General features: G+C 70.9%; 13 protein-coding genes. 8 read left to right on the forward strand and 5 right to left on the reverse strand.

Annotated elements, in window-relative coordinates:
• Positions 1-11: 11 nt before the first annotated feature.
• On the forward strand, positions 12-1,013 hold the full coding sequence (locus QMG39_RS14100) for an NAD(P)-dependent alcohol dehydrogenase (protein ID WP_281886057.1): 1,002 nt from the start codon (positions 12-14) through the stop codon (positions 1,011-1,013).
• Positions 1,014-1,079: 66 nt separating this feature from the next.
• Here QMG39_RS14100 and QMG39_RS14105 read toward each other — a convergent pair whose 3' ends face one another.
• Positions 1,080-2,069, reverse strand: a complete 990-nt coding sequence (locus QMG39_RS14105; RefSeq protein WP_281886059.1) for a hypothetical protein — start codon at positions 2,067-2,069, stop codon at positions 1,080-1,082.
• A 200-nt stretch (positions 2,070-2,269) separates the two neighbouring features.
• Here QMG39_RS14105 and QMG39_RS14110 point away from each other — a divergent pair, with 200 nt between their 5' ends.
• The 4 genes from QMG39_RS14110 to QMG39_RS14125 all read left to right on the forward strand — a co-directional run bounded on the left by QMG39_RS14110 (position 2,270) and on the right by QMG39_RS14125 (position 7,918).
• Positions 2,270-2,545 carry a type II toxin-antitoxin system TacA family antitoxin gene (locus tag QMG39_RS14110; protein WP_281886061.1) on the forward strand — a complete coding sequence of 92 codons (276 nt, stop codon included), beginning with the start codon at positions 2,270-2,272 and terminating at the stop codon, positions 2,543-2,545.
• A 2-nt stretch (positions 2,546-2,547) separates the two neighbouring features.
• On the forward strand, positions 2,548-3,054 hold the full coding sequence (locus QMG39_RS14115) for a GNAT family N-acetyltransferase (protein ID WP_281886063.1): 507 nt from the start codon (positions 2,548-2,550) through the stop codon (positions 3,052-3,054).
• Positions 3,055-3,360: 306 nt separating this feature from the next.
• Positions 3,361-6,723, forward strand: coding sequence for a PxKF domain-containing protein (locus QMG39_RS14120; protein ID WP_281886065.1), 3,363 nt, complete (start codon positions 3,361-3,363; stop codon positions 6,721-6,723).
• 148 nt (positions 6,724-6,871) lie between these two features.
• Positions 6,872-7,918 carry a LacI family DNA-binding transcriptional regulator gene (locus QMG39_RS14125; RefSeq protein WP_281886067.1) on the forward strand — a complete coding sequence of 349 codons (1,047 nt, stop codon included), beginning with the start codon at positions 6,872-6,874 and terminating at the stop codon, positions 7,916-7,918.
• A gap of 49 nt (positions 7,919-7,967) precedes the next feature.
• Here QMG39_RS14125 and QMG39_RS14130 read toward each other — a convergent pair whose 3' ends face one another.
• Genes QMG39_RS14130 through QMG39_RS14145 form a run of 4 tightly spaced genes read right to left on the reverse strand, consistent with a single transcriptional unit; the run spans position 7,968 to position 12,743 of the window.
• On the reverse strand, positions 7,968-9,050 hold the full coding sequence (locus tag QMG39_RS14130; RefSeq protein ID WP_281886069.1) for a phosphotransferase family protein: 1,083 nt from the start codon (positions 9,048-9,050) through the stop codon (positions 7,968-7,970).
• Complete coding sequence (locus QMG39_RS14135; RefSeq protein ID WP_281886071.1) at positions 9,047-10,255, reverse strand: acyl-CoA dehydrogenase family protein; 1,209 nt, start codon at positions 10,253-10,255, stop codon at positions 9,047-9,049. The genes QMG39_RS14130 and QMG39_RS14135 overlap by 4 nt, the downstream gene beginning before the upstream one ends.
• Complete coding sequence (locus QMG39_RS14140; RefSeq protein WP_281886073.1) at positions 10,255-11,034, reverse strand: SDR family oxidoreductase; 780 nt, start codon at positions 11,032-11,034, stop codon at positions 10,255-10,257. The genes QMG39_RS14135 and QMG39_RS14140 overlap by 1 nt, the downstream gene beginning before the upstream one ends.
• On the reverse strand, positions 11,031-12,743 hold the full coding sequence (locus QMG39_RS14145) for a class I adenylate-forming enzyme family protein (RefSeq protein ID WP_281886075.1): 1,713 nt from the start codon (positions 12,741-12,743) through the stop codon (positions 11,031-11,033). The genes QMG39_RS14140 and QMG39_RS14145 overlap by 4 nt, the downstream gene beginning before the upstream one ends.
• A gap of 54 nt (positions 12,744-12,797) precedes the next feature.
• Here QMG39_RS14145 and QMG39_RS14150 point away from each other — a divergent pair, with 54 nt between their 5' ends.
• The 3 genes from QMG39_RS14150 (at position 12,798) to QMG39_RS14160 (ending at position 16,350) form a co-directional block, all read left to right on the forward strand.
• Complete coding sequence (locus tag QMG39_RS14150) at positions 12,798-13,463, forward strand: TetR/AcrR family transcriptional regulator (RefSeq protein ID WP_281886077.1); 666 nt, start codon at positions 12,798-12,800, stop codon at positions 13,461-13,463.
• A gap of 90 nt (positions 13,464-13,553) precedes the next feature.
• The gene (locus tag QMG39_RS14155) at positions 13,554-14,150 is read left to right on the forward strand and encodes a TetR/AcrR family transcriptional regulator (RefSeq protein ID WP_281886079.1); all 597 of its coding nucleotides are present in this window, start codon (positions 13,554-13,556) and stop codon (positions 14,148-14,150) included.
• 190 nt (positions 14,151-14,340) lie between these two features.
• Positions 14,341-16,350 carry a DUF7064 domain-containing protein gene (locus QMG39_RS14160; RefSeq protein WP_281886081.1) on the forward strand — a complete coding sequence of 670 codons (2,010 nt, stop codon included), beginning with the start codon at positions 14,341-14,343 and terminating at the stop codon, positions 16,348-16,350.
• Positions 16,351-16,362 lie beyond the last annotated feature (12 nt).

Consider the following 16,362-nt stretch of genomic DNA (forward strand, 5'->3'; position numbering starts at 1 on the left):
ATCATGGCTGCATGCGGGCGGTGGTGTACGAGCGGTACGGGTCACCCGACGAGCTCGAGCTTCGGGAGGTCCCGAGGCCCGACCCGGGTGCCGATGACGTGGTCGTCGAAGTGGTCGCGGCGTCGGTCAACCTCTCGGATTGGGAGGGGCTGCGCGGCGACCCCGCATACGCCCGGATGGCGGGGCCGGTGCGGCCGAGCGCCGGTCGGCGCATCCTCGGCACCGATGTCGCGGGCCGAGTCGCGGCGGTGGGCGCGAACGTGACGGACTTCACCGTCGGCGACGAGGTGTTCGGCGACATCATGCCGCGATACGGCACGTTCGCCGAGTACGTCGCCGCGCCCGCCGCGAGTGTCGTCCGGATCCCGCGCGGGCTCACGTTCGCCCAGGCGGCCGCCCTGCCCCAGGCCGCCGCCATCGCGACGTACGCGGTCTCGCTCGCGCGCCCGGGCGATCGATTGCTGTTCAACGGCGCGGGCGGAGGCTCCGGCAGCCTCGCGGTGCAGCTCGCCGTCGCGAAGGGCGTGCACGTCACGGCGGTCGACAACGCCGGCAAGCTCGACTTCCTGCGGCGGCTCGGCGCCGACGAGGTCATCGACTACCGCCGCGACGACTTCACCCGCCGCGGCCCGTTCGACGTCATCGTCGATGTGGTCGCCCGACGATCGATCTTCGCGTACCGCCGCGCCCTCGCGCCGGGCGGGCGCTGCGTGGTGGTGGGCGGCACCACGCGCGCGGTGCTGCGGATGCTCACGGTGGGAGCGTTGCTCGGCGTTGTCAGCGGCACACGCCTCGGCGTGCTGATCGTGCACCAGGTACCGGCCGCGTTCCTGCCCGTCGCCGAACAGGTCGCGCGGGGCGAGCTGGCGATTCCGATCGACGGGCGATACAGCCTCGACGCCGTGCCGGAGGCGCTGGCCCGGCACGGCCGGGGCGAGGCGCTCGGGAAGGTGGTGGTCGCCGTGCGGGATGATCCGCGAGGGGGTCCTCCGCTGGAGCCCGACCGTCGGTAGGCGCCGGATCGAGCCGGAGACGTCAGACGTGACGGCTGGCGTCCGGAGGCCGGACCCGGGTGCGCATCAGACACCCGACCACGACAACGCGTACGACGTGCCCCACTCGTTCGTCGCGTAGGCGTCGATGGTGAGGAGGGTCGCCTCGGCCTCGTCCTCGGAGCAGGGCCTGGGGACCATGACCGTTCCCCGCTCAGGACCGTTCGACACGAGCTGGACGAACCCGGAGGTCGCGCGCACGTCGGCGTTCGTGACGGCGTAGTAGATGTCGACCGTGTTGCCCGGGCGCGCCTCCCACATCATCTCGACGTACAGGGTCTTCCCGGCGTCGCCGGGGCCGCAGTGGTTGAAGCCGTCGATCCCGCCCACCGGCTCGAGCTCCATTACGGCGGGTTCAGTGCCGCCCCAACCCATCGGGACGTAGCTGGGCGGCACCCCGTCGCCCGCGATGGGCACGTCGCCGCTGTACGAACCTGCCGCCAGCTGGCGCTCGGCCGCGGCCGCCGCGGCCGCCTCTGCTGCCTTCACCGCGGCGTCCTGCGACGCGACGACGGCACTCGCTGCCGCAGCGATGGGTTCGAGCGCGACCCAGGCATCGACCGCGTCGCCGAGTCCGTCGAGTGCGGTCGTTAACGCGCTCGTCGACGTCTCATCGGCGAGCGGATTCGCGTCGATGATCGTCTCCACCCGACCGGCCACGCTCGCCAGGAGCGCGTCGAACGCGTCCGTGAGGTCCTGCACCGCCGCCGACACCTCCGCTTCGCCGCCGTCGGCGATCGCCTCGGCCAGGCCGGCGCGAGCCGCTTCGAATGCGGTCGCCTCGTCGCTGCCGAGCACCGAGGCGTACTCGGTGCTGAGGCCCTCGAATCCGGCGTCGAACGCACGCGCCTCCTGCTTCACCGCCGCGACCGCCACGGCGACCTCGGCCGCAGCGAGCCGCTCGGCCGCGGCTTCACGCTGCGCGAGTTCGAGCGCGACCTGCTGCTCGTGCCGATCGATCGCTGCGGCGGTCACCGGGATGCCGACGGCCACGAGCACGACGGCGATCGTCGTCACGATCGCGGTGAGGCGGGCCCATCTCGGCAGACGTGCGACCCGCTCTCGGAACCGTGCAACGGGTGATGGACTCGGCTCCGGCGTCATGCCTTGCATCCTCGCGTCGTCTCGTGCGGCGTCCGCGGTTGTCCACAACCACGGACACGCGACGAATGCGACAGCACTGGGAATGTACGGCATATTGCCGTACATTGGTGCTCATGCCCGCCGCAGCGAAGAACCAACGACTCGAGCTTCGCCTCACCCAGGAGCAGAAGGCCGAGATCGAGCAGGCCGCTCAGCTCTCCGGTCGCACGGTGACCGACTTCTCGGTGAGCTTCCTGGTCGAGCAGGCGCGAGAGGTGATCCGTGCCGAGCACGAGCTCCGCATGTCGGACCTCGCCCGGGCGGAGTTCAGCATCCGGCTCGAACAGCCGGCGCGGCCGGTCGCGCAGCTCGCGGAGCTGCTGAAGCGGCCCTCGGCCTTCGTCGACTGAACGTGTTCCACCGTCCGCGTCCGATCGACGACGATGACGAACTCGACGGCTTCGACTGCGGAGAGCCGAGTCTCGACGACTGGCTCATCCGACTCGCCCGACGCAACGAGCGCAACGGGTCGTCGCGCACCTTCGTCAGCAGCGCGGTCGGCGAGCACCGCATCGCGGGCTACTACGCGGTCGCGATGCACGCGCTCGTGCATGACCGCGCGCCATCCAGACTCCGCCGGAACTCGCCGGACCCGATCCCGGTGATCCTCCTCGGCCGCCTCGCGGTCGACTCCCGCGATCAGGGGCGAGGGCTCGGGGCATCGCTGCTGCAGGATGCGATGCTGCGCTGCGTTGCCGCGGCCGACGCGGTCGGCGCCCTGGCGATCGTCGTCGATGCGATCGACGACGACGCGGTCGCCTTCTACGTACGTTGGGGCTTCACCCTGATGCCCGACTCCCGTCGATGCCTGTACCTGCTCATGAAGGACGTGCGGGCGACCATCGCCACGATCTACTGACCGTCGGCGCGCGCCGGCCCAGGGGCATCCGCTCGACATTCGCTTCTACTGCCCGTTCCCGACGGTCGAGCGCTTCGTCGAGGTCCGCCGGGACTCATCGGCGCTGGGGGCTTCGGGAGTGCGACGACCCCGTGCGCTTCGTCGCAACCCCGCGATTCAGTCGCGGTCAGCGCCGCATCCGATTGCTCGGTCCAGAACGACAGTCGTGCACGCGAGCCGTGATATCGATTTCAGAATTCTCCGCGCCAAGGGTTGACGTCATGGGACGCGGCGATGATACTTCCGTGTGACTAGTCACAATGCTTGATGGCCGGTCGACGAACTCCATCCGGACTGTCAAGGGAGACACTCGTGACGTTGAGACGTCGTATTCGCACGGGCGCGGCCGCTGCCGCGCTCCTGGCACTCGTCATCGGCGTGGGCGGGGTCGCGACGGCCTCGCCCGCGACTGCCGTCGATGGCGACGGTACGGTGCTGCGGGGGGTGGCCAGCAGTAGGTGCATCGATGTGCCGGACGCCACGCGCGAGCCCGGCACGGTCGTCGCCTTGCAGGATTGCACGGGCGCCGAGAACCAGCTCTGGACGTGGACGAGCGAGCAGGAGCTGCGCGTCTACGGGGATCGCTGTCTCGATGTCGACGGCGACGCCCCAGGTGCAGGCACCCGCGTGGTCATCGCCGAGTGCGACGGCACCGACCTGCAGAAGTGGAACGTCCGGGACGACCTCAGCATCCAGAATGTCGGGGACGGCGCCTTCTGCGTCGACGCTTGGCAGGCCACGACGACGAACGGCACCGAGATCGCGATCTGGTGGTGCAGTGGTGCACCCAACCAACTCTGGAAGCGGAACCTCGTCGATGGACCCGCGAGCGTGAGCGTCGACCTCGCGGTCGACACGGGCGCGGTCTACGGCGGCGCCACGGGCGTCCTCTACGGCATGAGCGACGACGGAGTCCCGAGCGACGACCTGGTCGCCGGGATGCGACCGCGCACGCTCGCGCAGAAGCCACCAGCGGGCGACCAGCACCCGAACGGCGATGTGCTCGACATCTCAGCCGCGTTCTTCGACAACGGCGGCGAGCAGATGGTCGTCTACATGCAGGACGTCTACAGCTCGTGGCCGTACCAGGAGCCGGCGGACATCCAAGCGGACTACCTGCCCCGAATTCGTACGCAGATGCAGGCCGTCATCGACTCGGGCCTGCCGATGGAGGACTTCGCCTGGGTCCCGTTCAACGAGCCGGACGGCATCTGGTACCAGAACTGGAACGGCGGCGAGAAGGAGAACTTCCTCGAGGACTGGGATGCGGCCTACGCAGTCATCAAGGAGATGGACCCGGATGCGCTGATCGTGGGCCCGAACGAGGCGATCTGGCACCCCGACCGCGTCGAGGACCTGCTCACGCACGCGAAGGCGGTCGGTACGCTCCCCGACATCATGGCGTGGCACGAGCTCGGTACGGGCTCGCTCGGAGCGACCGGGTACCGCGAGAACTACGAGGAGTACCGCGAGATCGAGCGCAGGCTCGGCATCGGCCCCCTCCCGATCAACATCGATGAGTACGGCAACCGCCACGACATGGGCAACCCGGGCCGTCTGATCCAGTGGCTGAGCATGTTCGAGGACACCAAGGTCGACGGTGACATGGCCTTCTGGACCTATGCGGGAAACCTGTCCGACCACGCGGCCCAGACCAAGATGGCCAACGGTGGGTGGTGGGTGACCAAGTGGTACTCCGACCTCTCCGGGCACACCGTGGAGTTCACGCCCGAAGCCGTGCGCCCCGACACCATGCAGGGCCTCGCGGCGCTCGACGAGACGAAGCAGCTCGCGACCGTCCTCCTCGGCGGCAACCCGCTCGGAGCGACGCTGACCGTCGAGAACATCCCGGCGGCGGTGTTCGGAGACGAGGTCGACGTCCTCATCGAGACCGCCGACCTCACCGGTCAGGAGGGCGAGACCTCAGCGCCCCGGGTCGACACCGTGGAGCGCTCGGAGGTGATCGACGGAGCGATCTCCGTCGTCGTGCCGGCCAACCAGCAGGCGGCGTACCGCGTCAGCATCGTGCCGGCGTCCGTCGATGGGCCGGTCGCGCCGGATGCGGTCTGGTCCGCCTCGTACGAGGCGGAGGACGCGGCGATCGTCGATGCGCAGGCGTTCTCGCAGACGGGCGACTGGAGCTATGCCGCGTCCAATCTCATGGACGTCGGCGCGTTCAACCGCCCCTCGTCGCGGGTCACATTCGACATCGAGGTGCCGGCGAGCGGCACCTACGAGCTGGGAATCATCCACGGGTCCAACACGAGTTGGGGCCAGCAGGCGCTGTACATCGACGACGAGTTCGCGCAGCGGGTCACCTACTCCGCCACACTCGGCTGGACGTACCGTGCACGCGCAGAGGTCCCCGTCGAGCTGACCGAGGGCGCGCACACCGTCTCCCTGCGTGCAACCGACGAGGACGGGCCGCTCGACGTCTACTACGACATCACGCTCGACCGGCTGGATGTCTCGGTCCCCGAGCCCGATACGCTGCACTACCCGGCGTGGCAGGCACGCCTGGCGGGAGACGTCTCAGTCGACCACACGTGGTCCGCTCGCCCGGTGACTCTGGGGTCCGGCGCATCCGCGCAGTTCTTCCTGGGCGCACCGGCCGACGGGTACTACGACTTGGTGCGCACGGGCATGGCGACGGATGCCGGTGAGCTGCAGGTCGAGCTCTCGAACCGCGACCTCGGAACCGAGGCGGGTGCCGTGCCCGCGGGTGCGTCCACCGTCGCGACGACGGTGTACCTGCACCGGGGCGTCAACCAGGTTGAGCTGACCAACACCGGGACCACTCCGGTCGCCGTCTCCGAGCTCGCAACCATCCGGAACCGGGACGCGGATGCGGCCACCGTCAGGACCGAGGCGGAGGACCTCGCGCTCGCCGGCAGCAGTGCCGTCAACGACAGTCGCTGGGCCTCGGGAGGCGAGTTCGTCGGCGACCTCGGCCAGAACGGATCCGTGACCTGGGATCGTCCGGGCGGTGTCGGTGCGGGGGAATACGTGCTGAACGTGGCGTACGCCCAGAACGAGCGCAACTTCGGCCACCCCTACAACGTCGACATCGTGACCCGGTTCATGGACACGACCGAGGCGGGCGGAGCGACGACCCGGTCGCCGTACCGCAACAACTACACCTGGAACGGGTTCTGGGCGGTCACCTCCGAGCTCACGCTCAGCACCGATGACGGCGCGCTGACGTTCGATCGGAGCGACGGTTGGGCGCCCAATGTCGACTGGCTGTCGCTGTCGCCGCTCACACAGGGCACGACGGTGCGGTCCATCTCGGACTTCGCGGAGCCGGTGCGGACCGACGGCTCGTTGCAGCGGGTCAAGGTCGGGCGCGTCGTACCGGTGAAGTTCGAGGCGTTCGTCGACGGCGTCGAGGTCGTGGACTCCGCGCAGGTCTCGATCGCCGTGAAGGAGGCGTCCTGCGACACCGGAGCCGTCGTCGGCGAGGACATCGCATCGTCGGCGGCATCGGGTGGGACGGACCTCCGCTACGACACCGAGGAGGGGGCCTTCGTCTACAACTGGAAGGCGCCGAAGCCGGCGGGCACATGCTGGCAGGTGACCGCGACGCTGCCCGACGGTGGGTCGGTCGCGGCGGCGTTCGAGGTCGTCTGAGCATCCCGTTCGCGTCGGCGCGCCGGGTGGGGCGGGAGATGTGCAGCGCCCCACCCGGCGTTCGTCGAACCGGCGCGTGGCGGTCGGCATGACGGCAGTCGGGAGTTCAACAGGACACGAACAGCACCGTCGTGCCACAATCGCTGCCGTGGCGAACCTCGAGCCGGACGACGCGCAGGCCGCATCACGTCATCACGCGCCGAACATCCGCGACGTCGCGACGGCGGCCGGCGTGTCGTACCAGACGGTGTCGCGGGTGCTCAACGAGTCTCCTCACGTTCGGCCGGAGACCCGGCGGAAGGTGCTCGACACGATCGCGGGATTGGATTACCGACCCAGCCGTGCGGCGCGCTCCCTCAACTACGGTCGATTGGGCGCGGTCACGGTCGTGACGGCCGACACCAGCCTCTACGGCCACGCGAGGACGCTGCGCGGTATCGAGGAGAGTGCGCGCAGTACCGGGCACACGGTCAGCATCACCGTGGTGGAGTCCGAGTCGACCTCCCACGTGCGGCGGGTCGTGGAACACTTGGGCGATCCCAGTTCGGGCGCGGTGGTGCTCATCGGCTTCGACCCCGCGTCGTTCGCCGTCCTCGCCGAGATCCCGGCGGAGGTGCCGGTCGTGGTGGTGGCCGAACCGGGGCACGTCGACCTCGGTCGTCCGGCACTCTCGCTGGATGAACGGAGCGCCGCCGCCCGCGCGACCGCCTACTTGCTCGAACTCGGCCACACGACCGTCCATCGCGTCGCCATCCCTCCCGAACGCCCGTCCGCGGGGCGTCAGGCCGGCTGGAGGGATGCGCTGCGGGCGAGCGGTGCGCCGATCCCCGAGGTGATCTCCGCGGGCTGGAGCCTGCAGGACGGCTACGAAGCCGGGCGGCGGCTCGCGACACGCGACGACGTGACGGCGATCTTCTGCGGCAACGACGACATCGCACTGGGAGTGCGCCGCGCGATGTACGACGCCGGTCTGGACGTACCTCGTGACGTCAGCATCGTCGGCTTCGACGACGCCCCCTCCACCGCACTGTGGACTCCCTCGCTCACGACGGTGCACATGGACTTCGTCACTCTCGGCCGGGCCGCACACGCTCTGGCCGATGCCGTCACCCGTGGTGAGTCGCCTGCCCCGCCCGAGCTCCCCGTGCCCTCCTTGGTCGTGCGCGAGTCCACCGCCGCGCCGGTACGGTCGTGATCCGGGCCGGCGAGCCGCCGCCGTGCGCAAGTGCGACGGGTCCCCGCCGTCACGCCAGGTCGACGAACTGCTTCGCGTCGGCGAGCATCGCGGGGATGCCGGCCTCGAGCGTCGGGGCGAACGTGTCGCCGGGGCGCTCGCCGTTGCGCCAGCGCGTGTAGATGGCCTCGCAGAAGATCGCTGCCTTCCAGAGCGCGAGCGCCTGGTACCAGGCGAGGCCGGAGACGTCGAGGCCGGTGCGCTCCGCGTAGCGCGCGACGAGTTCGTCGCGGGTCGGGTAGCCGGGCGACCGCGTGACCGAGGTCAGCTCGATCGGGGTCGCGGAGCTTCCGGGCACGGCGTAGGTGGCGGTGAGGTAGCCGAGGTCGGCCAGCGGATCGCCGAGCGTGGCCATCTCCCAGTCGAGGATCGCGGCCACGCGGGCCGGCGCGCTCCGTTCGAACATGAGGTTGCCGAGCCGGAAGTCGCCGTGCACCACGGAGTGCCGCTGCGTCTCGGGGAGGTTCGCGGCGAGCCATCCGCCCAGCTCCTGGACCTCGGGCACGGAACGCTCGGTCGCCTGGTCCCAGATCGCCGAGAACCGCCTGACCTGCCGCTCGAGGTAGCCCTCCGGGCGGCCGATCGCCGAGATCTCGCCGGCGGCGACGTCGATGGCGTGCAGGTCGACGAGCGCGTCGACCGCGGCGAGGGCAGTGCGGCGCCGTTCCTCGGGCGCGTCGAGGGCCGGGGGGATGTCGTCGGTGATGACCTCGCCCTCGAGGAAGCGCATGACGTAGAACGGCACGCCGAGCACCGACGCGTCGTCGCAGACCGAGACGATCTCGGGCACCGGCACGCCGAACTGCGACACCAGTCGCTGGATGCGCGCCTCGCGCACCATGTCGTGCGCCGACGGGGGATACGGCGGCCTCGGCCCCCGACGCAGCACGAACGACTCGTCGCCCCGCCGGATGAGGTACGTCAGGTTCGCCTGCCCCTCGCCGATGCGCTGCCAGGCGAGCTGGCCGGAGCCGAGCGACGCGGCGTCGAAGTAGCGGCGCAGCGGCTCCAGCACGAGTAGCGGCGCGAGCGGCAGCGACTCGGCCTCGGCGTGGGTCTCGACGACCTCGACGGCGTCGGCGAGCGGGCTCACTCGACCGGCTCCAGCAGCACGTCGGCGCGTGGCTCGCCCGCCCGCGCGCGTGCCGACGACGCGCGTCGCGCGATCGCCCACCGGTGCGTCTCGTTCGACCCGTCGTAGATGCGGAACGGACGCACCTCGTTGAGGTACTGCGCGAGGGGGAGGCCGTCGGAGACCCCGTCGCCGCCCGTGAGCTGGATCGCGCGATCGATCACGCGGTGGATCGCCTCGGAGCAGTGCACCTTCGCCACCGAGCTCATCGCCGAGCCCGCACGGGAATCGGAGACCAGCAGGGCCGCGGTCTTCGCGATGATGGCGTCGGAGGTCTCGATGTCGATCGTGGAGTCGGCGATGAGCGCCTGCGCGACGCCGAGGTCCTTGAGCGGCGAGCCGAACAGGTCGCGATGCGCGACGCGGTCCAGCGCGATGTCCTGCGCCCTGCGGGCGAGTCCGAGCCAGCGCATGCAGTGGGTGAGTCGCGCGGGACCCAACCGCACCTGGGCGTAGGCGAATCCGCGACCGGGCTCGCCGAGCACGGCGTCGTCGGGCACCACGCAGCCGTCGAAGTGCACGAACGGATGCCCGCCGTCGATCGCCCGGTCGATGGTGTGGATCGACGCGCCGAGCGACATGCCGGGGGTGTCCGCGTCGACGAGGAGCATCGTCGCGCCCGCCGGCGCGGCATCCGACTCGTCGTTTCGGGCCATGACGATCGCGAACGCGGCGCCGTCGGCGCCGCTGATGAAGCGCTTGGTGCCGTCGATGCGCCAGCCGCCGTCGACCCTGGTGGCGGTCGTGCGGAGCCCCGCCGGGTCGCTCCCGGCTCCCGGGTGGGGCTCGGTCATGGCGAAGCACGAGCGGATGTCGCCCGCGACGAGCGGCGCGAGGTAGCGTGCCTGCTGCTCGGGCGTCGCGATGAGCTCGAGCATGTGCATGTTGCCCTCGTCGGGCGCCATGCAGTTGAGTGCGCTCGGGCCGATGGGGGAGTACCCGGCCTCCTGGAGCACCGGCGACCACTGGTCGATCGTGAGCCCGCGACCGCCCAGTTCGACGGGCGCGTGCGGCGCGAACACGCCGGCGGCCTTCGCCTGCACGTTCAGGTCCCTGCGGACGTCGGGATCGAGCCGGTCTCCCGGGCGGGGTTCGGCGGGGATCACCACGTCGCGGACGAACGCCCGGGTGGCGAGTCGGAGGTCATCGAGTTCGGTGGCATCCATCAGGCGGTCCCTCCCGCGGTCAGCAGACCGCCGTCCAGCGTGAGCACCTGGCTCGTGATCCAGGCGGCGTCGTCGGAGACGAGGAACGCCACGGCGGACGCCACGTCGTCGGGCGTGCCGAGCCGTCCGAGCGGGTAGTCGCTCGCGACATCCGACTCCTTCCCCTCGTAGAGTGCACGCGAGAAGGTCGTCTTCACGACCGCCGGCGCGACCGCGTTCACGCGGATGTCGGGGGCGAGCTCGACGCCGAGGGTGCGGGTCAGGTGGGCGTTGGCCGCCTTGCTCACGCCGTACCAGCCGATGCCCTCCGACGGCACCTGGCCGGTGACCGACGAGAGGATGACGACCGAGCCGTGCCGCTCGCGGAAGCGGAGCCCGGCGTGCCGCACGACCTCCTGCACCCAGGCGAGGGTCGCGACCACGTTCACCTCGAGCACCTTGCGCGCGCCGTCGAGGTCGAGCGCCTCGAGCGGCCCGTAGAGCGGATTGATGCCGGCGTTGTTCACGAGGATGTCGAGGCCCCCGAACGCCTCGGCCGCGGTGTCGAGCACAGCGGCCCGGTGCTCGGGGTCGTCGGCCTTGCCCGCCACGGCGATCGCGCTGCCGGCGGGCATGGTCTCGACGGCGGCGTCGAGCGACTCCTGCTTGCGGCCGGTGATGAGCACTCGGGCCCCCTCGGCGACCAGCCGCTGCGCGACCGCCAGGCCGATGCCGCGGCTGCCGCCGGTGACGATCGCGCTGCGGCCGACCAGGCGGCGGGGTGTTCCGGTGTCGTTCACGTGTGGGCTCCTCGGGTGTCGGATGCGGTGCCGGGGCGTGCGGCCGCGGTACCCGCGCGGACTGTGCCGCGCTGGATCTTGCCGGTCGCGGTCTTGGGGATCGCGTCGACGACGTAGACCTTCCGCGGGTACTTGTAGGCGGCGAGCCGCTCCCGCGAGAACGCGATGAGCTCCTCGGGCTCGACCCGGCTGCCGGGTGCGAGCGACACGTAGGCGACGACCGTCTCGCCGCGGTACTCGTCGGGCTCGCCGACGACCGCCGCCTCGAACACCGCAGGGTGCGCGTACAGCACGTCCTCGACCTCGCGCGGCCAGACCTTGAACCCCGAGGCGTTGATGAGGTCCTTCAGCCGGTCGACGAGGTAGATCCAGCCGTCGTCGTCCATGATCGCGACGTCGCCCGTGCGGAGGCGCCCGCCGGGGAAGGTCGAAGCCGTGGCATCCGGCTTGTTCCAATAGCCCGACACCACCTGAGGTGCGTCGAACTCGAGCTCGCCCTCGGTGCCGGCGGGGACCGGGTCGCCGTGCTCGTCGACGATCCGCACGGCGACGTTCTGCATCGGGACGCCGATCGACAGCGTGCCGCTGGACGGGTCCACCGGGGCGAGCCGACCGGACGGCACCGCGATGCCGCCGCCCGTGGTCTCGGTCATGCCCCAGACGTTGTGCAGGTAGGGGCCGAAGCGCTCCTGGAACGTCGCGATGGTCGCGGGCGGGATGGGGGCGCCGCCCGAGAAGAACGTCCTGACCGAGCGGAAGTGGCGGCCGGTGGCCCAGGGCACGGTGAGCATGGCGTTGAAGGCCGTGATCGAGCCGATCGTGAACGTGACCGCATGGTCGGCGATCGCCTGCACGATGACGCCCGGCTCGTAGCGGGCCGTGAGCACGAGGGCGGTCCGGTTGAGCAGCGCGATGCCGGCGTTGAGCGTGAGCCCGGTGATGTGGAAGAGCGGCGCGATCGCGAGCACGACGTCGCCCGGCGCGAGCGCCACCCAGGTGGCGTAGTTCATCGCCGCGTGCAGGAAGTTGCGGTGCGAGTTCAGCGCGCCCTTCGGGGGCCCGGTCGTGCCCGAGGTGTACGTGATGAAGGCGAGGTCGTCGCCCCGCAGCGCGACGGGGCTAGGAGTGCGGCCGTCGTGTCGCCGGATCAGCTCGCCGACGTCGCCGTCGGGCAGGGGCGTCGCGGGGAGCGGGGCCAGCACGCGCGCGTCGTCCGTCGTCTGGAAGTCGCGATCCGACGCCGACAGCACCCACCCGACCGTGCTCGCCTCGAGCGTCGCGAGCAGGTCGTCGGCCTCGACCGGCGCCGCCACGATCCCGACGATCCCGGCATCGTCGACCAGCCGGCGGAGTTCGGCCCGGCGGTACATGGGGTTCAGGGGCACCGCGACGGCGCCGATCTTCCACAGCGCGAGCAGCGTGATCGGGTAGTACGGGATGTTCTGGAGGTAGATGCCGACGCGGTCTCCGGCGCGCACGTCGCGGTCCTGCATCGCCGCGGCCAGTGCGTCGGAGGCGCGGTCGACCTCGCCCGCCGTGAGCACGCCGTCGAAGTAGTGGATGGCGATGTCGTCGGGATCGGCGTCGACCCGCGCTCGCCACGCGTCCACGATGGTCGCGTGCTCCGGCACCGGCTCGGGGTCGACCCGGTCCGGGTAGCTCCCGAGCCATGGGCGATCGGTCGTCGACCCTGCTCGTCCCGCCTCCATGGCCACCTCCTCGTGCCCGACCGAGCGATCGCTCGGTCGCCCTGTAGACTATGGATGACCCAGCAGATGGATGTCAAGGAGGCGGGCGTGGCCATCGCAGACCCGACCGCGAGTGACGTCGCGCCGATCGACGACTGGCGCGACTACTCGGACGACCCGCTCCCGCCGATCCTGCGCGCCGCCGTGGAGTGCTTCGTCGAGAGCGGCTTCCACGGCACGACCGTGCGCCTGATCGCGGCGCGGGCGGGGCTGTCGGTTCCCGGGTACTACCATCACTACCCGTCCAAGGAGGACACGCTCGTCGCGGTCATGCGCCACGCGATGGCCGACCTGTACGGGCGGACGCTCGCCGCCGATGCGACGGCCGGGTCCGACCCCGTCGACCGGCTCGCGGCGCACGTCGAGTGCCTCGTGCTCTTCCACGCCCACCGCGGCGACCTGGCGTTCATCGCCGCCTCCGAGATCCGCGCGCTGGGCCCGTCGGCGCGCGACGAGCACATCGCCGCCCGCGACCGGCAGCAGGCCGTGCTCGAGCAGATCGTGGCGGCGGGCGTGCGCTCCGGCGCGTTCGACGTCGCGCACGAGCGGGACGCCGTGCGCGCCCTCGTGACCATGTGCACCGGGGTCGCCCAGTGGTTCCGACCGGGCGGCGGCCTGGCTGCGGGGCAGCTCGCGGACGAGTACGTCGAGCTGGCGCTGCGGATGCTCGGCTCGCGCTGAGCCGCCGGCCGGGCGCCCGCGTCCGGCCGGTCCGCGCCTGCCCGGAGGGTCCGCCGCAGACCGGACCGAACGCGACGATAGGCTTTCGCAATGGCCGGTCGCAACTACCCGAAAGGTGCCGCGAAGCGCGAGGAGATCCTCGACGTCGCGCTCGAGACGATCGCGCGCAGCGGGTACGACGCGGCGACCATCCGCACCATCGCCGAGGCGGCCGGCCTCAGCAAGACCGGGGTCGGCCACCACTTCGCGAGCAAGCACGAGCTGCTGACCGCCGTGCTCGCCAGGCGCGACGAGGTGGGTATCGAGGCTACGCAGGACGTCGGGCCGGAGCTGCTGTTCGAGACGATCCGCGAGGCGATCACGACCCGGGCGAAGGACACCGGCCTCACCGAGCTCTACGTCCGCCTCGCGGCCGAGGCGACCGATCCCACCAACGTCGCGCACCAGTTCTTCGTCGATCGGTACCAGCGGCTCGAGGAGCTGGGCGTCGGCGAGCTCGCCGAACTCCAGCGCGCGGGCGGCGTGCCGCGCAACCTCGACCCGAAGGTGCTCTCGGTGCTGATCTCGGCACTCGTCGACGGGATGCAGCTCCGGCTCCTGTACGACCCGACGCTCGACCAGGACGCGGTCGTCGACGCGTTGCGCGAACTGCTCGCGACCGCGGCGAAGGCACCGCCCCACTCCTGACGCGCGCGATCGCGGCCGCTCGGGCCTGACCTGACCCGACCGGCCGGCCCTTCGCCGCGCCCGGACGCGGTCCGGTATTGCATTACCGGACGATGTCCTGTTATCTAGGTGCACCGCCTCGGGGTGTGCGACGACGCCCACCCGACGAGTCGGACCGCAATGGCGCGATCCCGACGAAAGGTCTGCACGCATGGTTGCTGCAATCGACGAGTCCCTGCTCATCCGCGAGCGCTCCGAGATCACCGACGACTGGCTCTCGCGGGTGCTGGACACGCCCGGCCTCCGCATCGAGGAGGTCCGGGGGATCGGCGCCGGGGCGATGGCCCTGACGCTCCGCGTGACGTACGCGGGGTCGCGCTCGGGTACGACGATCGTCAAGCTCGCCTCCGAAGACGAGTCGACGCGGAACGTCGGGCTCATGATGGGCGCGTACCGGCAGGAGGTGCGCTTCTACGAGCACATCCGCGAGCACATCGCGGGCCCGCTGCCGACCGCGCACTTCAGCGCCTTCGATCCGGTCGAGGGGTGGTTCACCCTCGTGATGGAGGACGTCGTCGACGTCGTCGCGGGCGACCAGGCGGTCGGCGCGACGGTCGAGCAGGCGGCCGAGGTCATGCGGATGCTCGCTGCCGTGCACGCGCCCGTCGTGGGGCGCGACGACCTGGCCGAACTGCCCCCGTTCGCCGGTGCGCCCGAGAACTTCATGAGCACCGACCTGCTGAGCGGGTGCGTGACGACGTTCTCGGAGCGGTTCGGGCATCGGCTCGATACCGAGCACATCGACGTGCTCGAGCGGTACGCCCTCGCCGCCGATGCGTACAACGCGGACCGGCGCGCGCCGTTCGGCGTCGTGCACGCGGACGCCCGCCTCGACAACGTCCTGTTCGGCGGGCACCACGGCGCCGTCCTCGTCGACTGGCAGACCGTGCAGTGGGGGAGCGTCATGACCGACGTGGCCTACTTCCTCGGCAGCAGCCTGCCCGTCGAGACTCGTCGCGCCGAGGAGGAGCGCCTGGTGCGCACCTACCACGAGGCACTGGTCGCGCACGGCGTGGCGGACTTCGGCTGGGACGAGGCCTGGGAGGGGTATCGGCGCCAGGTGTTCTGGGGCATCGCCATGCCGCTCGTCTCCGCGGTCTTCGTCGAGAACAGCGAGCGCATCCAGGAGGTCTTCGTCGAATGGACGATCTCCGCGTGCCAGCAGGCGATCGACCTCGGTTCGCTCGAGTTCCTCCCCGAGGTGGAGGAGCGGACGGCGCTGCGGGTCGACCCGGTCGACGAGGGTGCGCACGACACCGAGCCGCCGAAGCTGTGGAGCGAGAGCTACTACGCCGACGCGGTCAGCGACGACCAGCGGATCGGCGTGTACGCCCGCATCGGCGACACCCGGAACCTCGGTCGATCACTCGTGTCGCTCGCGATCGTGCGACCCGGGCAGGCGCCGGTGATCCTGTCTGACGCGGAGGCGCCGTTGCCGGAGTGGGCAGACGATGGTGTCCGGCTGGGGGTGCGTGCGCCGAGCTACACCCTCGAGATCGACATCGCGGAGCCGATCGAGCGCTTCACGGTGGCGTTCGAGGGCGAGGCCACGACCTACGCGGACGACGTCGCGATCCTGCGGGGCGAGGCGGGGGTCGCGACCCAGGTGTCGCTCCGGCTGACCTGGGAGCGCGACGGCATCGACTACCGCTGGCGACGGGCGACCCGCTACGAGATCCCCTGCCGGGTGACCGGCACGATCACGATCGACGGCGAGGAGTTCGACTTCGCCGGCGACGGGCAGCGCGACCACTCCTGGGGCATCCGCGACTGGTGGGGCAACGCCTGGATGTGGAGCGCGTTCCGGCTCGACGACGGCACGAAGGTGCATGCGGTGACCGTCGAGGAGACGCCCGGTCTCGCGTTCGGGTACGTCCAGAAGGGGGACCGCATCGCCGAGCTGAGCGCGGGCGGCTCGACGATCGAGGTCGGCGAGACCGGCCGGCTCACGAAGGCGATCGTGAAGGTCGACGCGGAGGACCTCGTGGTCAAGGTGCGACCTCAGGCCTACGGGTCGCTCCTGCTCACCGCCGACGACGGGCGCGTCGCGCACTTCATCCGCGCGCTGGCGACGTTCTCGACGACCGACGGCCGCGAGGGCGTCGGCTGGATCGAGTGGGAGCACCTCGTCGACGGCCCCAGGGGCGGGCTCGGGCTGTGAGCACGCCCGCGG

The organism is Agromyces rhizosphaerae (assembly GCF_027925245.1).
Taxonomy (GTDB): Bacteria; Actinomycetota; Actinomycetes; order Actinomycetales; family Microbacteriaceae; genus Agromyces; species Agromyces rhizosphaerae.